Source organism: Solibacillus merdavium, assembly GCF_014836935.1.
GTDB lineage: Bacteria > Bacillota > Bacilli > Bacillales_A > Planococcaceae > Solibacillus > Solibacillus ferritrahens.
On the sequence record NZ_JACSPW010000014.1, the window covers coordinates 1 to 16636 of the forward strand.

At 37.4% G+C, this 16636-nt stretch carries 16 protein-coding genes; 3 read left to right on the forward strand and 13 right to left on the reverse strand.

Annotated features, from left to right (window positions below; translation table 11 throughout):
• Positions 1-294 precede the first annotated feature (294 nt).
• The gene (locus H9632_RS13990) at positions 295-1188 is read right to left on the reverse strand and encodes a nucleotidyltransferase-like protein (RefSeq protein WP_191704689.1); all 894 of its coding nucleotides are present in this window, start codon (positions 1186-1188) and stop codon (positions 295-297) included.
• Positions 1189-1456: 268 nt separating this feature from the next.
• On the opposite strand from H9632_RS13990, the gene H9632_RS13995 reads away from it, so the two are divergent.
• On the forward strand, positions 1457-1798 hold the full coding sequence (locus tag H9632_RS13995) for a YgzB family protein (RefSeq protein ID WP_191704690.1): 342 nt from the start codon (positions 1457-1459) through the stop codon (positions 1796-1798).
• 91 nt (positions 1799-1889) lie between these two features.
• Here the strand turns inward: H9632_RS13995 and perR are convergent, their stop codons facing one another.
• The 3 genes from perR to bcp form a co-directional block, all read right to left on the reverse strand.
• The gene (gene perR, locus H9632_RS14000; protein WP_191701028.1) at positions 1890-2336 is read right to left on the reverse strand and encodes a peroxide-responsive transcriptional repressor PerR; all 447 of its coding nucleotides are present in this window, start codon (positions 2334-2336) and stop codon (positions 1890-1892) included.
• Between the two features lie 177 nt (positions 2337-2513).
• The gene (locus H9632_RS14005) at positions 2514-3461 is read right to left on the reverse strand and encodes a D-2-hydroxyacid dehydrogenase (RefSeq protein ID WP_191704691.1); all 948 of its coding nucleotides are present in this window, start codon (positions 3459-3461) and stop codon (positions 2514-2516) included.
• 23 nt (positions 3462-3484) lie between these two features.
• Positions 3485-3952, reverse strand: coding sequence for a thioredoxin-dependent thiol peroxidase (bcp, locus tag H9632_RS14010; RefSeq protein WP_191704692.1), 468 nt, complete (start codon positions 3950-3952; stop codon positions 3485-3487).
• Between the two features lie 133 nt (positions 3953-4085).
• On the opposite strand from bcp, the gene H9632_RS14015 reads away from it, so the two are divergent.
• Together H9632_RS14015 and H9632_RS14020 are read left to right on the forward strand one after the other, a co-directional pair.
• Positions 4086-5372: a glutamate-1-semialdehyde 2,1-aminomutase gene (locus tag H9632_RS14015; RefSeq protein WP_191704693.1), complete on the forward strand. Its 1287-nt coding sequence runs from the start codon at positions 4086-4088 to the stop codon at positions 5370-5372.
• A 176-nt stretch (positions 5373-5548) separates the two neighbouring features.
• On the forward strand, positions 5549-6643 hold the full coding sequence (locus H9632_RS14020; protein WP_191704694.1) for an aromatic acid exporter family protein: 1095 nt from the start codon (positions 5549-5551) through the stop codon (positions 6641-6643).
• Positions 6644-6742: 99 nt separating this feature from the next.
• Here the strand turns inward: H9632_RS14020 and H9632_RS14025 are convergent, their stop codons facing one another.
• The 9 genes from H9632_RS14025 to mutY form a co-directional block, all read right to left on the reverse strand.
• Positions 6743-7636: an ABC transporter permease gene (locus H9632_RS14025; protein ID WP_191704695.1), complete on the reverse strand. Its 894-nt coding sequence runs from the start codon at positions 7634-7636 to the stop codon at positions 6743-6745.
• Positions 7637-7652: 16 nt separating this feature from the next.
• Positions 7653-8657: an ABC transporter permease gene (locus tag H9632_RS14030; protein WP_191704696.1), complete on the reverse strand. Its 1005-nt coding sequence runs from the start codon at positions 8655-8657 to the stop codon at positions 7653-7655.
• Positions 8658-8743: 86 nt separating this feature from the next.
• Entirely contained in the window at positions 8744-10390 is a 1647-nt protein-coding gene (locus H9632_RS14035; protein ID WP_191704697.1) for an ABC transporter substrate-binding protein, read from the reverse strand.
• Positions 10391-10428: 38 nt separating this feature from the next.
• Positions 10429-11406 (reverse strand): ABC transporter ATP-binding protein, encoded by a 978-nt coding sequence (locus H9632_RS14040; RefSeq protein ID WP_191704698.1) that lies wholly within the window; start codon positions 11404-11406, stop codon positions 10429-10431.
• Positions 11381-12400, reverse strand: coding sequence for an ABC transporter ATP-binding protein (locus tag H9632_RS14045; protein ID WP_191704699.1), 1020 nt, complete (start codon positions 12398-12400; stop codon positions 11381-11383). Before H9632_RS14045 ends, H9632_RS14040 begins: the two co-directional genes overlap by 26 nt.
• Positions 12401-12561: 161 nt before the next feature.
• Positions 12562-14286 (reverse strand): ABC transporter ATP-binding protein, encoded by a 1725-nt coding sequence (locus tag H9632_RS14050; RefSeq protein ID WP_191704786.1) that lies wholly within the window; start codon positions 14284-14286, stop codon positions 12562-12564.
• Between the two features lie 151 nt (positions 14287-14437).
• Positions 14438-14986, reverse strand: a complete 549-nt coding sequence (ntdP, locus tag H9632_RS14055; protein WP_191704700.1) for a nucleoside tri-diphosphate phosphatase — start codon at positions 14984-14986, stop codon at positions 14438-14440.
• Between the two features lie 189 nt (positions 14987-15175).
• Complete coding sequence (locus tag H9632_RS14060; RefSeq protein WP_191704701.1) at positions 15176-15493, reverse strand: hypothetical protein; 318 nt, start codon at positions 15491-15493, stop codon at positions 15176-15178.
• Between the two features lie 62 nt (positions 15494-15555).
• A complete protein-coding gene (mutY, locus tag H9632_RS14065) occupies positions 15556-16614 on the reverse strand; it encodes an A/G-specific adenine glycosylase (protein WP_191704702.1) in 1059 nt (352 codons plus the stop codon).
• Positions 16615-16636: the final 22 nt, after the last annotated feature.

The window sequence follows — 16636 nt, forward strand, 5'->3', positions numbered from 1 at the left end:
AAAAGTTATAATCTATTGTTTGCTTCATTTAAGAAGCTTGTTTCATTAACGTTGCTTGTTCAGTTTTCAAGGTTCATTTTGTTTTTATGTCGTTTTAGCGACTTCTCTAATTTAACATTTCTTCTTTTCTCTGTCAACAACTTTTTAAAAAGAGTTGTTTGAGCATTTCAAGAGTTATTTTGTTTTTCGAGTACGTCTTAGCGACATTTAATATATTACAATACTATTTATACTTACGTCAACACTTTTTTTAAAAAAAGTTTCAGAGCGTTATTTAACGCCCTGATTAATATACTATAAACCGTACTCACTTTCAATAAAGTGGCGGTCCACATAATAGTTGCGATGGAATATCGCTTCGTTTTTAGCAACTACGGGTTCTACTTGAACTAACTCTTTCTCGATTAAATATTCAACAAAAACTTCTAAATCTATTGAGTAGTAACTCAATTCAGGGTGATTATGTAATTCCTGTATTGTCCAATATGGTTGAGCAAGCATTGTTTCTAAAATGTGCTGCGCCCCATCAGTAGTTCTTGAATTAATTAAAAACTCCCCCGCCAAAAATAATAGCTCTAGACGCTTTTCTAAACTTTCATTACTCATAATCAATTCTTCGTATAATTTATAAATTGCCGGATCATTTCGTTTTACATGAGCCCATACAGTGACTTCTGGATAATGGCCACTATCAATAATTGATAATCTGCCTAAATGATGTAATGAAGCAACTACATGATTATAAGCATCTAAATAGTGACCATCCTCAAACAACTCTTTTCCTTCTTGATAACGGCGGATTAACTTAGCGAACTGTATTCCTGTTTTTAACTTACGTCCGACAAATGGGAACTCTTGTAGTTCAGAACGCAACTTAAATAGAAATTCATTTCGATCGAACATAATTTTACCGTGGAATAGCCAATCAACTAAACGCTTATTTGAACCAATAAAGATCCATTTACGCAAACGCTCTTCCGTTAAAATATGCATCACCATTTTCGCATCACCATACATATAGTGTTTTGAATAAATAGGTGTGTCACTATCTTTTACAATAATTAAAAGAACCGAGTCAAATGTATCGGTCATATTCGCAGCGCCTTCACGCTTATTAATTAAAATAACTCCTAACGTCTCTGGCTGACTTGCGCGTTCCTGATAAATTGGTCTTAAAATATGTTCCATTGTTATCCCCCTATAAAATTTTGCTACTATTATATTTGTTTCTAAGCTATTGTAATCGCTATAAGTCAAATTAACTAGTATTATCTCATTAAACATTTAACCAAAAAGAAATACGTTATTTATTATAACTATAATAATAGAAATGTTTCGACAATAAGTTTGGAAATACCTTTAAAATTATATAATCGGTAATCACCAAATTCTTTCAAATCTACTAATCTAAATCCAATTTATGTTATAGTATATTTTAGATTAGGAGGCAATCGTAATGAAAAAGTATAATAGTAAAATTAACAAAATCCGATCATTTGCGTTATCCCTTATTTTCATCGGCTTTGTTATTATGTATGGTGCGATCTTTTTTAAAGACAATCAAATTCTTGTATTAATCTTCATGACTATTGGACTTCTGTGCATTATCGGTAGTACCGCTGTTTATGGGTGGATTGGGCTTTTATCAACTAAAGCAGTACAAGTCGTTTGTCCGGAATGCGGAAAATGGACCAAAGTATTAGGTCGTGTAGATATTTGCATGTATTGCAATGAACCACTTACATTAGATCCTTCATTAGAAGGAAAAGAATTTAATCAGGAATACAACAAAAAATAAAGTATAGACAAGCTGCATTAGAACTCATTTCGGGTTCATGCAGTTTTTTTCATACAAAAAACCTAGCAACAATCGTTACTAGGTTAAACTTTTATTGAACTTTTTTTCCACCGACTGCAACACACTCTGGGCAAGTACCGTATACTTCCAAACGGTGCGAATTAACTTCAAAGCCTGTAACTTGAGAAGCGAACTGCTCCACTTCATTTAATCCAGGATAATGAAAATCTACAATTTTGCCGCAACATTCACAAATCATATGATAGTGATCGCCCGTTACAAAATCAAAACGACTTGCTGCGTCTCCATAAGTAAGCTCTTTAACTAAGCCCACTTCACGAAATACTCGTAAATTATTATATACTGTTGCGACACTCATATTAGGGAACTTGCCGCAAAGTGCTTTGTATATATCATCCGCTGTTGGGTGAATCATACTTTGAATTAAATATTCCAAAATCGCATGACGCTGAGGAGTAATTCGTACACCAGTAGTCTTTAACGTGTCCAGCGCATCCTTTAAATGCATTTCAGACATCGTCATACACCCCTTTTCATACATATTATTAATTTATAATCATTATAAATAGTGTATCGAATTTATCCTCACGTTGTCAACAATTGCTTGTTCTAATAGAAGTAAAAGTCATTAAATACAGTTGCTAATTGAAAATTCATCCAATCAAACCTTAACTTTACTAATAAATTTTCTCAGTTAGTAGCCTCTAAGAATATCCATCTTATTTTCTAGGTCCCGCTCACCATTTAGCCATTTCTTCAAACTCGGTTTAAAAATATCTAAACTGCGTTCTACATAACGAGATGAATGACTTGAAAAATGGGGAGAAAGAGTTACATTATCTAAATCCCATAAAAGACTATCTGATGGTAAAGGCTCCAATTCATATACATCCAATACCGCATGCTCAATTAACTTATCTTGCAGTACTTTAATGAGAGTATCTGTGTCCACTACATCTCCGCGCCCAAAATTCATAAAGATTGCAGAGTTTTTCATTTTCTCAAAATGCTCACGAGTTAGCAGATGCTTCGTTTCCTTCGTGGATGGGAGTATTGAAATCACAATGTCAGCCTTTGGTAGATGTTGCTTCAAGTCATCTAGCTTATATGTTTCATCCATATACGGCGCTTCATTACCTGAACGGTTGCAGCCAATTGTATGAACATCAAACGCCTGTAATATACGTCCGATTTCTCCCCCAATTGCACCTGGTCCGATAATAAGTGCTGTGCTTCCGTTTAACTCAGTAGGTCGGGCCTTTTTATTCCATTCCTTCTTTTGTTGCTGCTCATAAATAAATGGCAATACACGTTTTAAAGCTAAAATATGCGCCAGAATCGATTCAGTCATCGGCTTTTTATGTATCCCGCGTACATTTGATACGATAATATTACGTTTTGCGATTGCTTCTGCAGGCATTTTTTCTATTCCCGCTGAAGCAACGAAGATCCACTGTAATTTGTCTGCATACTGCAAATGTTGTTCTTTTAAATCTTCCCCGTATGTCACTAATATTTCTGCCTGTGCAAGTTTCTCAACATCCAGTTTTGTATCAAATAAAAAATCTACTTGTGGAAACTCCGAAAAAAGCGGCTGCTTTAAATCTTCACGTGGTTCAAATGTAAAATAAATCGTTCCCATTATAATTCCCCTTTGTGCACTCATTAATTTGTGCGATTTTTTAAATAGTTTAACACATCTTCAATATGATTTTTCACACGTACTTTTCGCCATTCTTTTTCAACTATTCCATTTTCATTAATTAAAAATGTCGTACGCTCGATGCCCATATATTCTTTCCCGAAATTTTTCTTCAATGTCCAGACACCATATTTCTCCGCCACTTTATGGTCCTCATCCACTAATAACGAAAATGGTAACCCATGCTTTTCAATAAATTTTGTATGTTTCGCTGAATCATCTAAGCTCACACCTAAAATAACTGCATTTAAATCCGAAAAATCTTCATACTTATCGCGGAAGTCACAAGCTTGCGTTGTACATCCAGGTGTTAAATCTTTAGGGTAATAATAAAGAATTACGTTCTTCCCTTTATAATTATCTAGTGCGACCATTTCCCCCTCCTCGTTTTGTAGAGTAAATGCTGGTGCTTGTAAATTTTCTAATGTCATAACTTTCCCTCCAAATTTTTCTTTTATGATACAAAACAATGCCCGTTGCTTCAATTTCTTTGGCGTTCCCTTTCATAACATACTACAATAGATAGGAAATCATTTCATGTAACCTATTTTGGAGGAATTAATTATGAATCATACAAAGTCAGAACAACTTCATGCAGAAGCACTCGAACATATCGTTGGCGGGGTAAATAGTCCATCCCGATCATATAAAGCAGTAGGCGGCGGCGCACCTGTTGTCATGGTCCGCGGTAAAGGAGCATACTTTTGGGATGTGGACGGTAATCGTTACATCGACTATTTAGCAGCTTACGGTCCAATTGTTACAGGTCATGGACACCCTCATATTGCAAAGGCAATTGCACATGCCGCTGAAACTGGTGTTTTATTCGGTACACCGACAGAGCATGAAATTAAGTTTGCAAAAATGTTAAAAGAAGCAATTCCTACATTAGATAAAGTACGGTTTAATAACTCTGGTACAGAAGCAGTTATGACATGTGTACGTGTCGCTCGTGCCTTCACCGGTCGTACGAAAATTATTAAATTCGCTGGATGCTATCACGGCCACTTCGACCAAGTACTTGTTGCTGCAGGTTCAGGTCCGGCAACATTAGGTTCACCTGACTCTGCCGGTGTTCCTCATGCTGTTGCAACGGAAGTTATCACAGTACCTTTTAACAACAAAGAGGAATTTACATTAGCTATGGAAAAATGGGGTAATGATGTGGCAGGGATTTTAATCGAGCCAATCGTTGGGAACTTTGGAATCGTAGAACCTCATAAAGGGTTTTTAGAACATGTACATGCCTTAGCAAAAGAGTATGGTGCACTAACAATCCACGATGAAGTCATCACTGCATTCCGTTTCCACTACGGTGCCGCACATACAATGCTTGGCTTAACACCAGATTTAGTTGCAATGGGGAAAGTAATTGGGGGCGGTCTGCCAATCGGTGCATATGGTGGTCGTAAAGATGTAATGGAAACAGTTGCACCACTTGGTCCCGCATATCAGGCAGGAACAATGGCCGGTAACCCTGCAAGTATGCAAGCAGGAATTGCTTGTCTTGAAGTGCTACAGCAACCTGGGATTTATGAAGAGATGGATCGCTTAGGTGCATTGCTGGAAGAAGGTATTTTAGCTGCAGCGAAAAAGCATAATGTAACGATTACTTTAAACCGCCTTAAAGGTGCATTCGCCATTTACTTCACAGATGTAAAAGTGGAAAACTATGAGCAAGCAGAAAATACAGATGGAGAAATGTTCGGTCGCTTCTTTAAATTAATGTTGTCTCAAGGCATTAACCTAGCCCCTTCAAAATATGAAGCATGGTTCTTAACAACAGAGCATACCGTAGCAGATATAGAAGAAACATTGAGAGCTGTAGATTACGCATTCTCTCAATTATAGGAACAAAAGCGAAAAGGCGCCCTCCAAGTTATTAGAGGATCCGACGCACAAAACATTACTTGAAAGTTTCCCTTAATGCGATATTCTATAATACAAGACAAACATGAAAGCCACTATAACTTCATTGTTTATAGTGGCTTCTATATCATAACTCCGTGAGAAAGGAGGAAATGCAAATGAAACTAGGTGCACGTGTATTAAAAACTGGCGTTGCAATCGTCTTTGCCCTATTTTTAGCTCAAATATTAAATGTTCCCTCACCTGTATTTGCTGCAATCGCTGCTGTTTTTGCTATTCAGCCTTCTATTTACCGATCTTATCTTACTATTTTAGAACAAATACAAGGAAATTTTATTGGGGCTACTGTTGCTGTACTATTCGGTTTACTATTCGGGCATCATATTGTTGCAGTCGGTATTGCTGCCATTATCGTACTCGGTCTTATGATGAAACTTAAGCTCGAAAAATCCATTTCCCTTGCACTTGTAACGGTTATCGCTATTATGGAAGTACCTGGCGATGACTTTATAATGTTTGGCTTAATTCGCTTTGGGACAATTATGCTCGGTGTTTTTGCTGCATTTGTTGTAAATTTAGTGTTTTTGCCCCCTAAGTATGAAGTAAAGCTCTTTAAAAAAATCAACTCCATACAAGACGATATCATTCGCTGGACTCGTTTAGCTGTACGCCAAGCAAGTGAACATACATCTACTAAAATGGCCGTCAATAAATTGGAATCCCGTCTAAATGAATTGGACACAATGTATGACTTTTTTAAAGAAGAACGCGGTTACTCCAAAAACCAAAAGTATGTAAAAGCACGCAAGCTTGTCATTTATCGTCAAATGCTATTAACTTCGAAAAAAAGCTATGAATTACTTGTCCGATTGCATAAGCATGAAAACGAACTGGGTAAGTTGCCGACTAAATTTCAAAATATTATTCAGGAGCGGTTGGACTTTTTATTAACCTATCACGAACAACTATTATTGAAATATACAGGTAAACTAAGACCCGAACATTCAAAGTGGACACGGCATGAGGAATATTTACAAGGTAGTGAGCTTATGGAACAATTCATCAAACAAATCGCACTTGCCCAGGAAGAGGCTTCTGAAGACGAACAGTTTTCAAGCTACCATTTACTTTATATTTTATCCCGAATTTTAGATTACGAGGAAAACTTAGAGCATCTGGATACATTAATTGTTTCCTATCGCAGCTACCATAGCGAAGAAAAGAATCTTAATTTAGAATCAGACTTTTACTAGAAATATGATTTTATGACCTTCCTTTAGTAAGCTCTTTTAAATTTCTACTCTCTGAACAACCTAAAAAGAGAAGATGTGCTTTTTGCACACCTTCTCTTTTTAATTTTTCATTTTTGGGTCGAGTGCATCCCTTAGCCCATCTCCCATTAAGTTAAATCCTATTACCGTCAACATAATTGCCAGCCCCGGGAATATCAATGCCCACGGTGCATTTAATAAAAACATCCGCGCATCCGCCAACATTTTCCCCCACTCCGGCTGAGGCGCCTCCGCTCCAAGCCCTAAAAAGCCAAGTGCTGCAGCTTCAATAATCGCCGTTGCAATCGCCAATGTTCCTTGGACAATTACAGGTGTCATAGAATTAGGTAAGATATGTTTCCATAATATCCTCGTATTCCTCATCCCAATTGCTTTTGCAGCATGAATATATTCCTCTTCCTTAATACTAAGCACCCGTGAACGAATGAGTCGACCAAAGTTCGGTATATTTATAACCGCAATTGCAATTAAAGCATTTTGCAATGAAGGTCCTAAAATTGATACAATCGCAATCGCCAATAAAATACTTGGGAATGCGAGCAGGATATCAAATATCCGCGAAATAATGGTATCAATCCAGCGACCATAATAACCCGCAATAATACCTAAAAAGCTACCAGCTACTGCGGAAATTAATACTGCAGTCAAACCAACTGTTAAAGAGATTCGAGCACCATGTAAAATTCGCGAAAAAATGTCACGACCTAAATCATCTGTCCCAAACCAAAATTCAGCGGATGGAGGCTGCAAGCGCATACTTAAATTTTGCTCATTAATTCCTTGGGGTGCGATAAAGGGACCAAAGACCGCAATAAGGACAAAAAATATTACAATTGCACTGCCCACTAAGGCTGATTTACTTTTTTTGAAACTCGTCCATGCTTCTTGCCATGGCCCTTTTACTTTTTCTTCAACTTCAATTTGTCGAACTTGATTTCGTATGATTTCAGACATGCTATGCGCCTCCCCCCTAGTTGTATTTAATGCGTGAATCGATTACTGTATATAAAATATCAACGATCAAATTAATCATAACGAATAAAAAGGCAACAATTAAAATGCCAGACTGAATGACAGGATAATCTCGGAACCCTATCGCTTCATATATATAGCGTCCAATACCAGGCCAACTAAAAATAGTTTCAGTTAATATGGCACCACCCAAAAGCATCCCCGTTTGCAACCCTACTACTGTTAACACAGGAATTAAGGCATTTTTTAATGCGTGTTTATAAACAACAACAAACATTTTTTGCCCCTTTGCTCGAGCTGTACGAACGAAATCCGAACGCATTACTTCCAGCATTGACGCTCTTGTCATACGGGCTATAATTGCTGTAGGTATTGTAGCTAGTGCAATGCCCGGCAAGATTAAATGCTTGATTACATCAACAAACTGATCAAATCTACCATGCAATAATGTATCAATTAAATAAAAATGCGTAATTGCAGTGACTGGATCTCGTACCTCCTCACGACCCGAAGTTGGCAACCATCCAAGTTGAATACTAAAAGCCCATTGTTCCATTAATCCTAACCAGAATATTGGCATGGATACTCCTATTAAAGCAATAATCATCGCCATGTAATCGAACCAGGAATTTTGAAACCATGCGGAAATAATTCCAGCATTTACTCCGATAATAACAGCAATAATCATTGCGAAAAGTGCAAGTTCAAATGTAGCAGCCAAATACGGCCAAATTTCAGAGGCAATCGGTTGTCTTGTTCTTAATGAGTCACCTAAATTACCTGTAAATATTCCTTTTAAATAATCAAAATATTGAACATACCATGGATTATCGAGCCCTAGCTTCAGGCGAAGTGCTGCTATAGCATCCGCGGTAGCTTGTTGGCCTAAAATTACTTGGGCTGGATCCCCTGGAATGGCACGAATAATTAAAAATACTAAAAAGGTCATTCCCAGCAATACTGGTATTAAATGCAGTAGACGTTTGCCAATGTAGTGAAGCATGCTCTTCACCCCTTTTATGAATGTATGTTTTTGCTAGTAGAAAAAAGGAGAGGCGTATTACCTCCCCCTTTTACTTAATTTTTCTTTTATTTCATTGAAACGTTCGTTAATTTATCAGAACCTGTTGGATGCGGTTTGAAATCTTGTACCCCTGCTTTAGCTGCAAGTAATGGTGTAGAGTGAGCAAGTGGAACCCATGGCGCATCTTCATGGATAATTTCTTGCGCTTTTTTGTATAGATCATTACGTACATTTTCATCAGTTTCTGATTGTGCTTTAATTAATAACTCATGTACTTCATCATTAGAATAGTACGCATAGTTATTTGAACCGATATTGTCTTTGTCTAATAATGTGTAAATGAAGTTATCTGCATCTCCGTTATCGCCAGTCCATCCAAGCATGAACGCATCTGCTTCTCCATTTTTTGCTTTTTCTAAATATGTCGCCCATTCAAATGTTACAATTTTTGATGGAATTCCAACATCTTCTAAATTCTTCTGAATAACTTCCGCTACTTTAGCACCGTCTGGCATATACGGACGTGGTACAGGCATAGCCCATAGTTCAATTTCTTTTCCATCATAGCCAGCTTCTGCTAATAATGCCTTCGCTTTTTCTGGATCATACGGATACGGAGAAATTGCATCGTTATAGCCACTAATTGATGATGGCATTGGGTTTGCCGCCACTTCCGCACGACCTTCAAAGAATGCATCTACAATTGCTTGTTTATCAATTGCATAGTTAACCGCTTGTCGTACTAATTTATTATCAAATGGTGCACGAGTATTCGTTAAGCCTAAATAGCCAATATTCATTGAAGGACGTTCAATAAGCTGTAATTCAGAGTTACCTTCCACTGTCTTCCCATCAGAAGGATTAATACCATCCGCTAAATCAATACTACCTGCCATTAATTCATTTAAACGAGCAGAGTTGTCAGGAATAGAACGGAAAATTACTTTGTCTAATTTCGGTAAACCTTCTTGCCAGTACTCTGCAAACTTCTCAATTGTAATTGAATCATTACGTTTCCAATCTACAAATTTAAATGGACCTGTTCCTACTGGTTGGTCACCAAAGCTATCACCCGCTGCTTCAAATGCAGTTGGTGAAGCAATACCGAACGGGCTCATTGCCAAGTTTTTAAGGAATGGTGCCTGTGGACGGGAAAGAGTGAATACAACAGTATGATCTCCTTCTGCTGTCACATCTTTAATAATATCTTCGCCTTCTGCTTTAAACATTGAGTTGAAGTAGTAGAAATCCTCTTCTTTTCCACCCTTCCAACGATTAACATTCTTAATGACCGCTTCAGCATTAAAATCTGTTCCGTCATGGAATGTAACGCCTTCCTGAAGCTGGAACGTGTATGTTAGGCCATCTTCACTAACTTCCCATTCTTTTGCTAAACCGGGATTGATTGTTGTATCCTGCTCTCCGAAATTCAATAATGTTTCAAAAAGGTTTTGGGTAACTTTAAACGATTCACCATCCGTTACTGTCCCTGGATCAAGTGAAACTGAGTCTGCCCCACGACCAAATACTAAAACTTGAGGTGTTGAAGAACTTGAATTGTCTGTCGTATCACTTTCTGTATTTGTTGCACTTGAGTCTGTACTTGGATCCGCTGTCGATGTATCTCCATCATCAGCACCACAAGCAGCCAAAAATAGCGCCATCATTAGAAGCATAACTAGACTTAGTGAATACACTTTACCTTTCTTCAATACAAAAACCCCCTAAATTCTTTTCTTTTAATCTATTATCATTGCGGCGCTTCATATAAATGACACGCAACAGAATGACCCGATTTGACTTGCTGGAGCATAGGAATAACTTGCTTACATTTTTCCATAGCATGTGGACATCGCGTATGAAAAGTGCACCCTGTTGGTGGATTAGATGGGCTCGGAATATCACCCTTTAGCAATAGTTGCTCTCTTTCAAACACTGGATCCGGTACTGGTACAGCCGATAATAGCGCTTGTGTATACGGATGCAATGGCTCATGATATAAAAGTTCGCTTTCCGCAATTTCGACGAGCCTTCCTAAATACATCACACCTACTCTGTCGCTAATATGTCGAACAACACCTAAATCATGTGCAATAAATATATAAGTGAGCTTTAAATCATCCTGTAGTCTTTGCATTAAATTCAATACTTGCGCTTGAATAGATACATCTAATGCCGATACTGGCTCATCAGCAATAATTAGCTTCGGATTGGTCATAAGCGCTCTTGCGATTCCAATACGCTGCCGTTGCCCTCCACTAAACTGATGAGGATAACGCTTCGCATGGTATGAGCTCAGTCCTACTATTTCCAAGTATTCTCGAACCTTGTTTTTTCTTTCCTTTGCATTGCCGATGCCATGGACAATTAAAGGTTCTTCCAAAATTTTTTCTACCGTATGCCTCGGATTTAACGATGCGTACGGGTCTTGAAATACCATTTGTATATCTCTTCGAACTTTTCGCATTTGCTCGTTGTTTAAATCCGTAAGCTCAATGCCGTCAAATAACACTTTTCCTTCGGTCGGTTCATGTAATCGCATAATTGCGCGGCCAGTAGTAGATTTACCACATCCTGATTCCCCTACAATACCAAGTGTTTCCCCTTCATAAAGCTCGAATGACACATCGTCGACTGCCTTTACATCTCCAACATGTCGGGCAAACATCCCTTGACGAATCGGAAAATACTTCTTTAAATGATCAACTTTCAGCAGCACTTTCGACATGTGAAATCCCCCCTTCTTCCATATCCAATAAGAAACATCGTGCTCTATGTGCCCCTGATGCATCGTATAATGGGGGATTACTAGTTAAGCACCTTTCAAATGCATATTCACAACGTGCTGCAAAACGGCACCCTTCTAAAATAGATCCGGGCTTTGGTACATTACCGGGAATAGAATAAAGCGTGTCCTTTTTATAGCGCATATCGGGTACAGATTGAATGAGACCTTTCGTGTATGGATGCTGGGGGTTTTTAAATATTTCATTAACCGGTGCTTCCTCCACAATCTGCCCAGCATACATTACAATGACGCGCTCACACGTTTCAGCAACGACTCCTAAATCATGTGTAATTAATAAAACCGCAGTATTCAGTCGTTCATTTAAATCACGCATTAATTTTAAAATTTGGGCTTGTATCGTTACATCCAGTGCAGTTGTGGGTTCGTCCGCAATGAGCACTTTGGGATTACATACAAGAGCCATTGCAATCATAACGCGCTGCCTCATCCCGCCGGATAACTGATGCGGGTAATCATTAATCAATTGTTCAGCTCTTGGTAATCCTACTAGTTTCATAATTTCTATTGCACGCGCAGTAGATTCCTTTTTCGACCATTTCGGATGATGGATGCGTACTGCTTCAATTAACTGATTTCCAATTGTAAATAATGGATTAAGCGAAGTCATCGGCTCCTGGAAAATCATTGCGATTTCATTGCCACGGATTTTCCTCATTTGCTTATCAGAGAATTTCGAGATATCCTTTCCATTCAATAAAATACTGCCATTAGTTATTTTCCCTGGAGGACTCGGTACAAGGCCCATTATAGAAAGAGATGTTACACTTTTCCCACAGCCAGACTCTCCTACGATGGCAAGAATTTCTCCCTCATGAATTGAAAAGCTTATTCGATCAACAGCAGCAACCTTACCACTGTCTGAAAAAAATGTAGTTTCTAACTCTCTCACTTCCAACACAGCTTTTCGACTCACCCAACCACCTCTATTTTCTGAAGATTATAAGTATTTTAAAATATGATATTATATCAATTGGCAATTTACAACATTATCGTAATATAATTTATGGAATATTATGAATATTTAACTATTAAAAAAGCTATGCTGAATTATTTTTTCAGCATAGCTACTTATAATTAATCTAATTTTTGTACTTGGAATAAGTTATAATATGCTCCCTCTTGCTCCATTAGTAGTTGGTGGGTACCTGCTTCTACTACTTCCCCATGTTCAATAACAAATATGTTATGTGCATGGGTAATGGTAGACAGTCGATGCGCAATAATAATTGTCGTACGATCATGCGCTAATCGGTCGAGTGAATCCTGTATAAGTGCTTCACTTTCCAAATCAAGCGCTGAAGTTGCTTCATCCAATACTAAAATTGGCGGGTTTTTCAAAAATACTCGTGCAATTGCTACGCGTTGTTTTTGACCTCCAGAAAGTTTGACTCCCCGCTCCCCGACTTTAGTGTCATAGCCCTCAGGTAAATTCATAATGAAATCATGAGCATTTGCCGCTTTAGCAGCTGCAACTATTTCTTCATCTGTTGCATTTGGATTCCCCATTAAAATATTTTGTTTCACCGAGTCACTAAACAAAATATTATCTTGCAATACTATCCCGATTTGTGAACGTAAAGATTCTATACTTACATCTTTAACATTTTGATCATCAATCTTTACTGCACCCTCTGTTACATCATAGAATCGTGGGATTAAACTGACTATCGTTGATTTACCCCCGCCACTCATTCCGACAAAGGCAACTGTTTGTCCCGGCTCAATCGTGAAATCGACATTATTTAAAATTGTTTTTCCTTCTTTTTCATATTGGAATGTAACATTTTCAAATTTAAGTTTGCCCTTTGCTGGTGGCAGCACCATTGCATTCGGTTTATTCTGGACATCATACTTCTCGTCCATTAACTCAAACATTCGATCCATTGAGGCAATAGATTGTGTCAATGTTGTTGATGAGCTTACTAAACGACGGAGCGGGCCATAAAGGCGCTCAATATATGCATAAAATGCAACGAGTATACCAATGGAAAGTGCACCTTGTAAATATTGATAACCCGCATATCCGATAACAATTAACGGCGCCATATCTGTAATCGTATTGACGACAGCAAAAGACTTCGCATTCCAACGTGAGTGGGCTAATGCTTTATCTAAAAACTCACCATTTGTTTCATCAAATATTTTTTGCTCATGCTTTTCTAATGTAAAACTTTTTATAATGCTCATCCCTGCGACGCGCTCATGCAAATAACTTTGAACACCTGCTAATGCCTGTGACCTATCCTTAGTCAACCTTCTCAATTTCCCAAAGAAAAATTTAACACTAAAAGCATAAAACGGAAGCGCTATTAACGAAACAATTGTCAGTTTTACATCCATCGTAAACATGATGGCAATGACGATTAAAATTGTTGCTAAATCCAGCCATAAATTCATTAATCCTGTCATGACAAAGTTTTTAGTTTGTTCAACATCATTAATTACCCGCGAAATCACTTCTCCAGCGCGGGTATTTGCGTAATACTTTAAACTTAATTTTTGTAAGTGCCCATACAATTCTTTACGTATATCAAATAATATATTATTACTTAAATTTTGCGCAAAGTATTGACGGTAATATTCAATTGGTGGTCGAATTATAAAAAATACTACAAGTGCAATACCGATCCATGTAAATAATTGCTTTGTTTTCTCTTCTGTAGACAGACCATCTTTTAGTAATATATCATCTATAATTATTTGCAGCAGCCATGGTAAAAACAATGGTATTGCAAATTTAAGTATACCGATGACGATCGTTAAAAATAAGAGCACTTTATACGGCTTTACGAACCGCATATAACGTTTAATACTATCCAATGCAAAAAACACTTCCCCTCAGAAATTTTGCAACAGCAACTATCATATCATAATTTTTCATTAAGTATTTATAGGTTAACTTTACCCAAAAGGAAAACACAAGCAACCAAAAAAGTCACTTGTGCTTCATTTACTCTTTATTTGCCTGAATTTCACTTAATAGCATATAGCGGTTTGTCCAAGACTCGATAAAGTCAGGAGCAAATGGACCACGACGCTGTTCAATCCAGCTCACTAATGTTTTGACATTGCGCTTTAAAATTTTATCAATGACTTCAGGATAATTCATTTCCAATTTGTGTTGTTCATATTCATCTTCATCTAATAATGCATGACTCATATCCGGAAACACTTTTACATCCAAATCATAGTCAATATACTTTAAGCAGTTATTATCAAACACAAATGGTGAACTAATGTTGCAATAATAATACACTCCATCTTCACGCAGCATGCAAATAATATTAAACCAATGTTCAGCGTGGAAGTAACAAATCGACGGCTCACGTGTTAACCAAGTACGACCATCCGATTCGGTAACAAGTGTTTTTTCATTCGCACCGATAATGATATTTTTTGTTGCCTTTAATACCATCGTTTCTTGCCAGACACGGTGGATATTACCATTGTGCTTATAACTATGTATTTGGATTGTTTCTCCTTCAACCGGTAATGCCATTATAAAGCCCACCTTTTCGTCTTAGCTGTCTTTATTGTATTATAACAATGCTTTAGCAAAACTTGTAGTTAGAATGCAATTATTTTCAATTTTGTGTGAAAAGTAGTAGGAAATACTAGGGGTTAACCATAAAAACAAAGAGGATGCTCTGAAAGTTTGTACTTTCAGAACACCCTCTTCTACTTCAAATTAGAAGTTGTTGTTATTACGCTTATTAAATTGTTGGTTGCGTTGTTCTTGCTCACGGTTTTGCTTTTGGTTTTGGCGTTGAACTTCATTAAAATTCAACTCTTGACCAAATTCTTCGTTATTGTTTTGTTGGTTTTGGTTGTTTTGGTTGTTTTGCTTTTGGTTCTGGTTTTGATTTTGGTTTTGGTTAAAATTATTAAAGTTTAGATCTTCACCAAATTCCTCACGATTGTTTTGGTTGTTTTGGAATTGGTTTTGTTGGTTTTGTTGGTTATTACGGTTTTGCTGGTTATTACGGTTTTGTTCATTTCGCTTCATTATTTGTCACCTCCATGACCATTATTGTGGTCGGAAGGAGAATGAATTATGCACAATTTTTTTCATTTTAACTTTCCCCAAATTTTTAACATCGGCACAGGCATTGGTATACTTTCGATTTGTTCTTTCGTTAAAAAGGCTATATTTAACTGTTTCGATTCACTAGTTTCAATTGCATCGATTAAATAACTGCTAATATGCCATTTCAAATGAGAAAACACATGTTTAAAACTAATTATTGGCTCGACTAATTCCCTATTAAGGATCACGTTATATTGTTTTTCAACTTTGGTTAAACTATTTTCAACTTCATCACGTTCAACCATTATAAATTGCCACATATTTGCAAGCAGCCCTGCTTCCAACCTTTTTTCCATCAGATAACGTCCATCTTTATCGCGAATTACGTAGACGTCATAGTGAATGTCTTTCGTCTTTAGCTTTTTGGATTTTACCGGTAAGCTCGCGGGGTTACCTTCATGAAAGGCAGTGCAATAATCGCGTACAGGACATAATAGGCATTTTGGTGAAGTCGGCGTACAGATTAACGCCCCTAATTCCATTAATCCTTGGTTAAATGCGGATGGATTTTGTACATCAATTAACTTTGTTACGGCCTCTTCAAAAATCTTCTTTGTTTTTGGCAATGCAATATCTGCATCAACATTTAACACGCGACTCAATACTCGCATAACATTCCCATCAACAGCATGCTCCGGCTTACCATAAGCGATACTTAAAATGGCGCCTGCTGTATAAGGTCCAACACCTTTTAACTTTGAAATGTCTACTCGATTGTCTGGTACTTTACCGCCGTATACTTCTACAACTTCTCTAACGCCTGCCTGTAAATTGCGCACACGTGAATAATAGCCAAGACCTTCCCACATTTTAAGAAGCTCTTCTTCCGGTGTATATGCTAAACTTTCCGCTGTTGGATATTTTTCTATAAATCGGTTGTAATACGGGATAACAGTGTCCACCCTTGTTTGTTGAAGCATCACTTCAGAAACCCAAATTTGATAGGGTTCTTTCGTCTGACGCCAAGGTAAATCTCTTTGTTCCTCTAAATACCATGTAACTAATGCTTGGCGAAATTGTTTTATATATGGATAGTTCAAAATGTCCTCCAAAAATTCGATT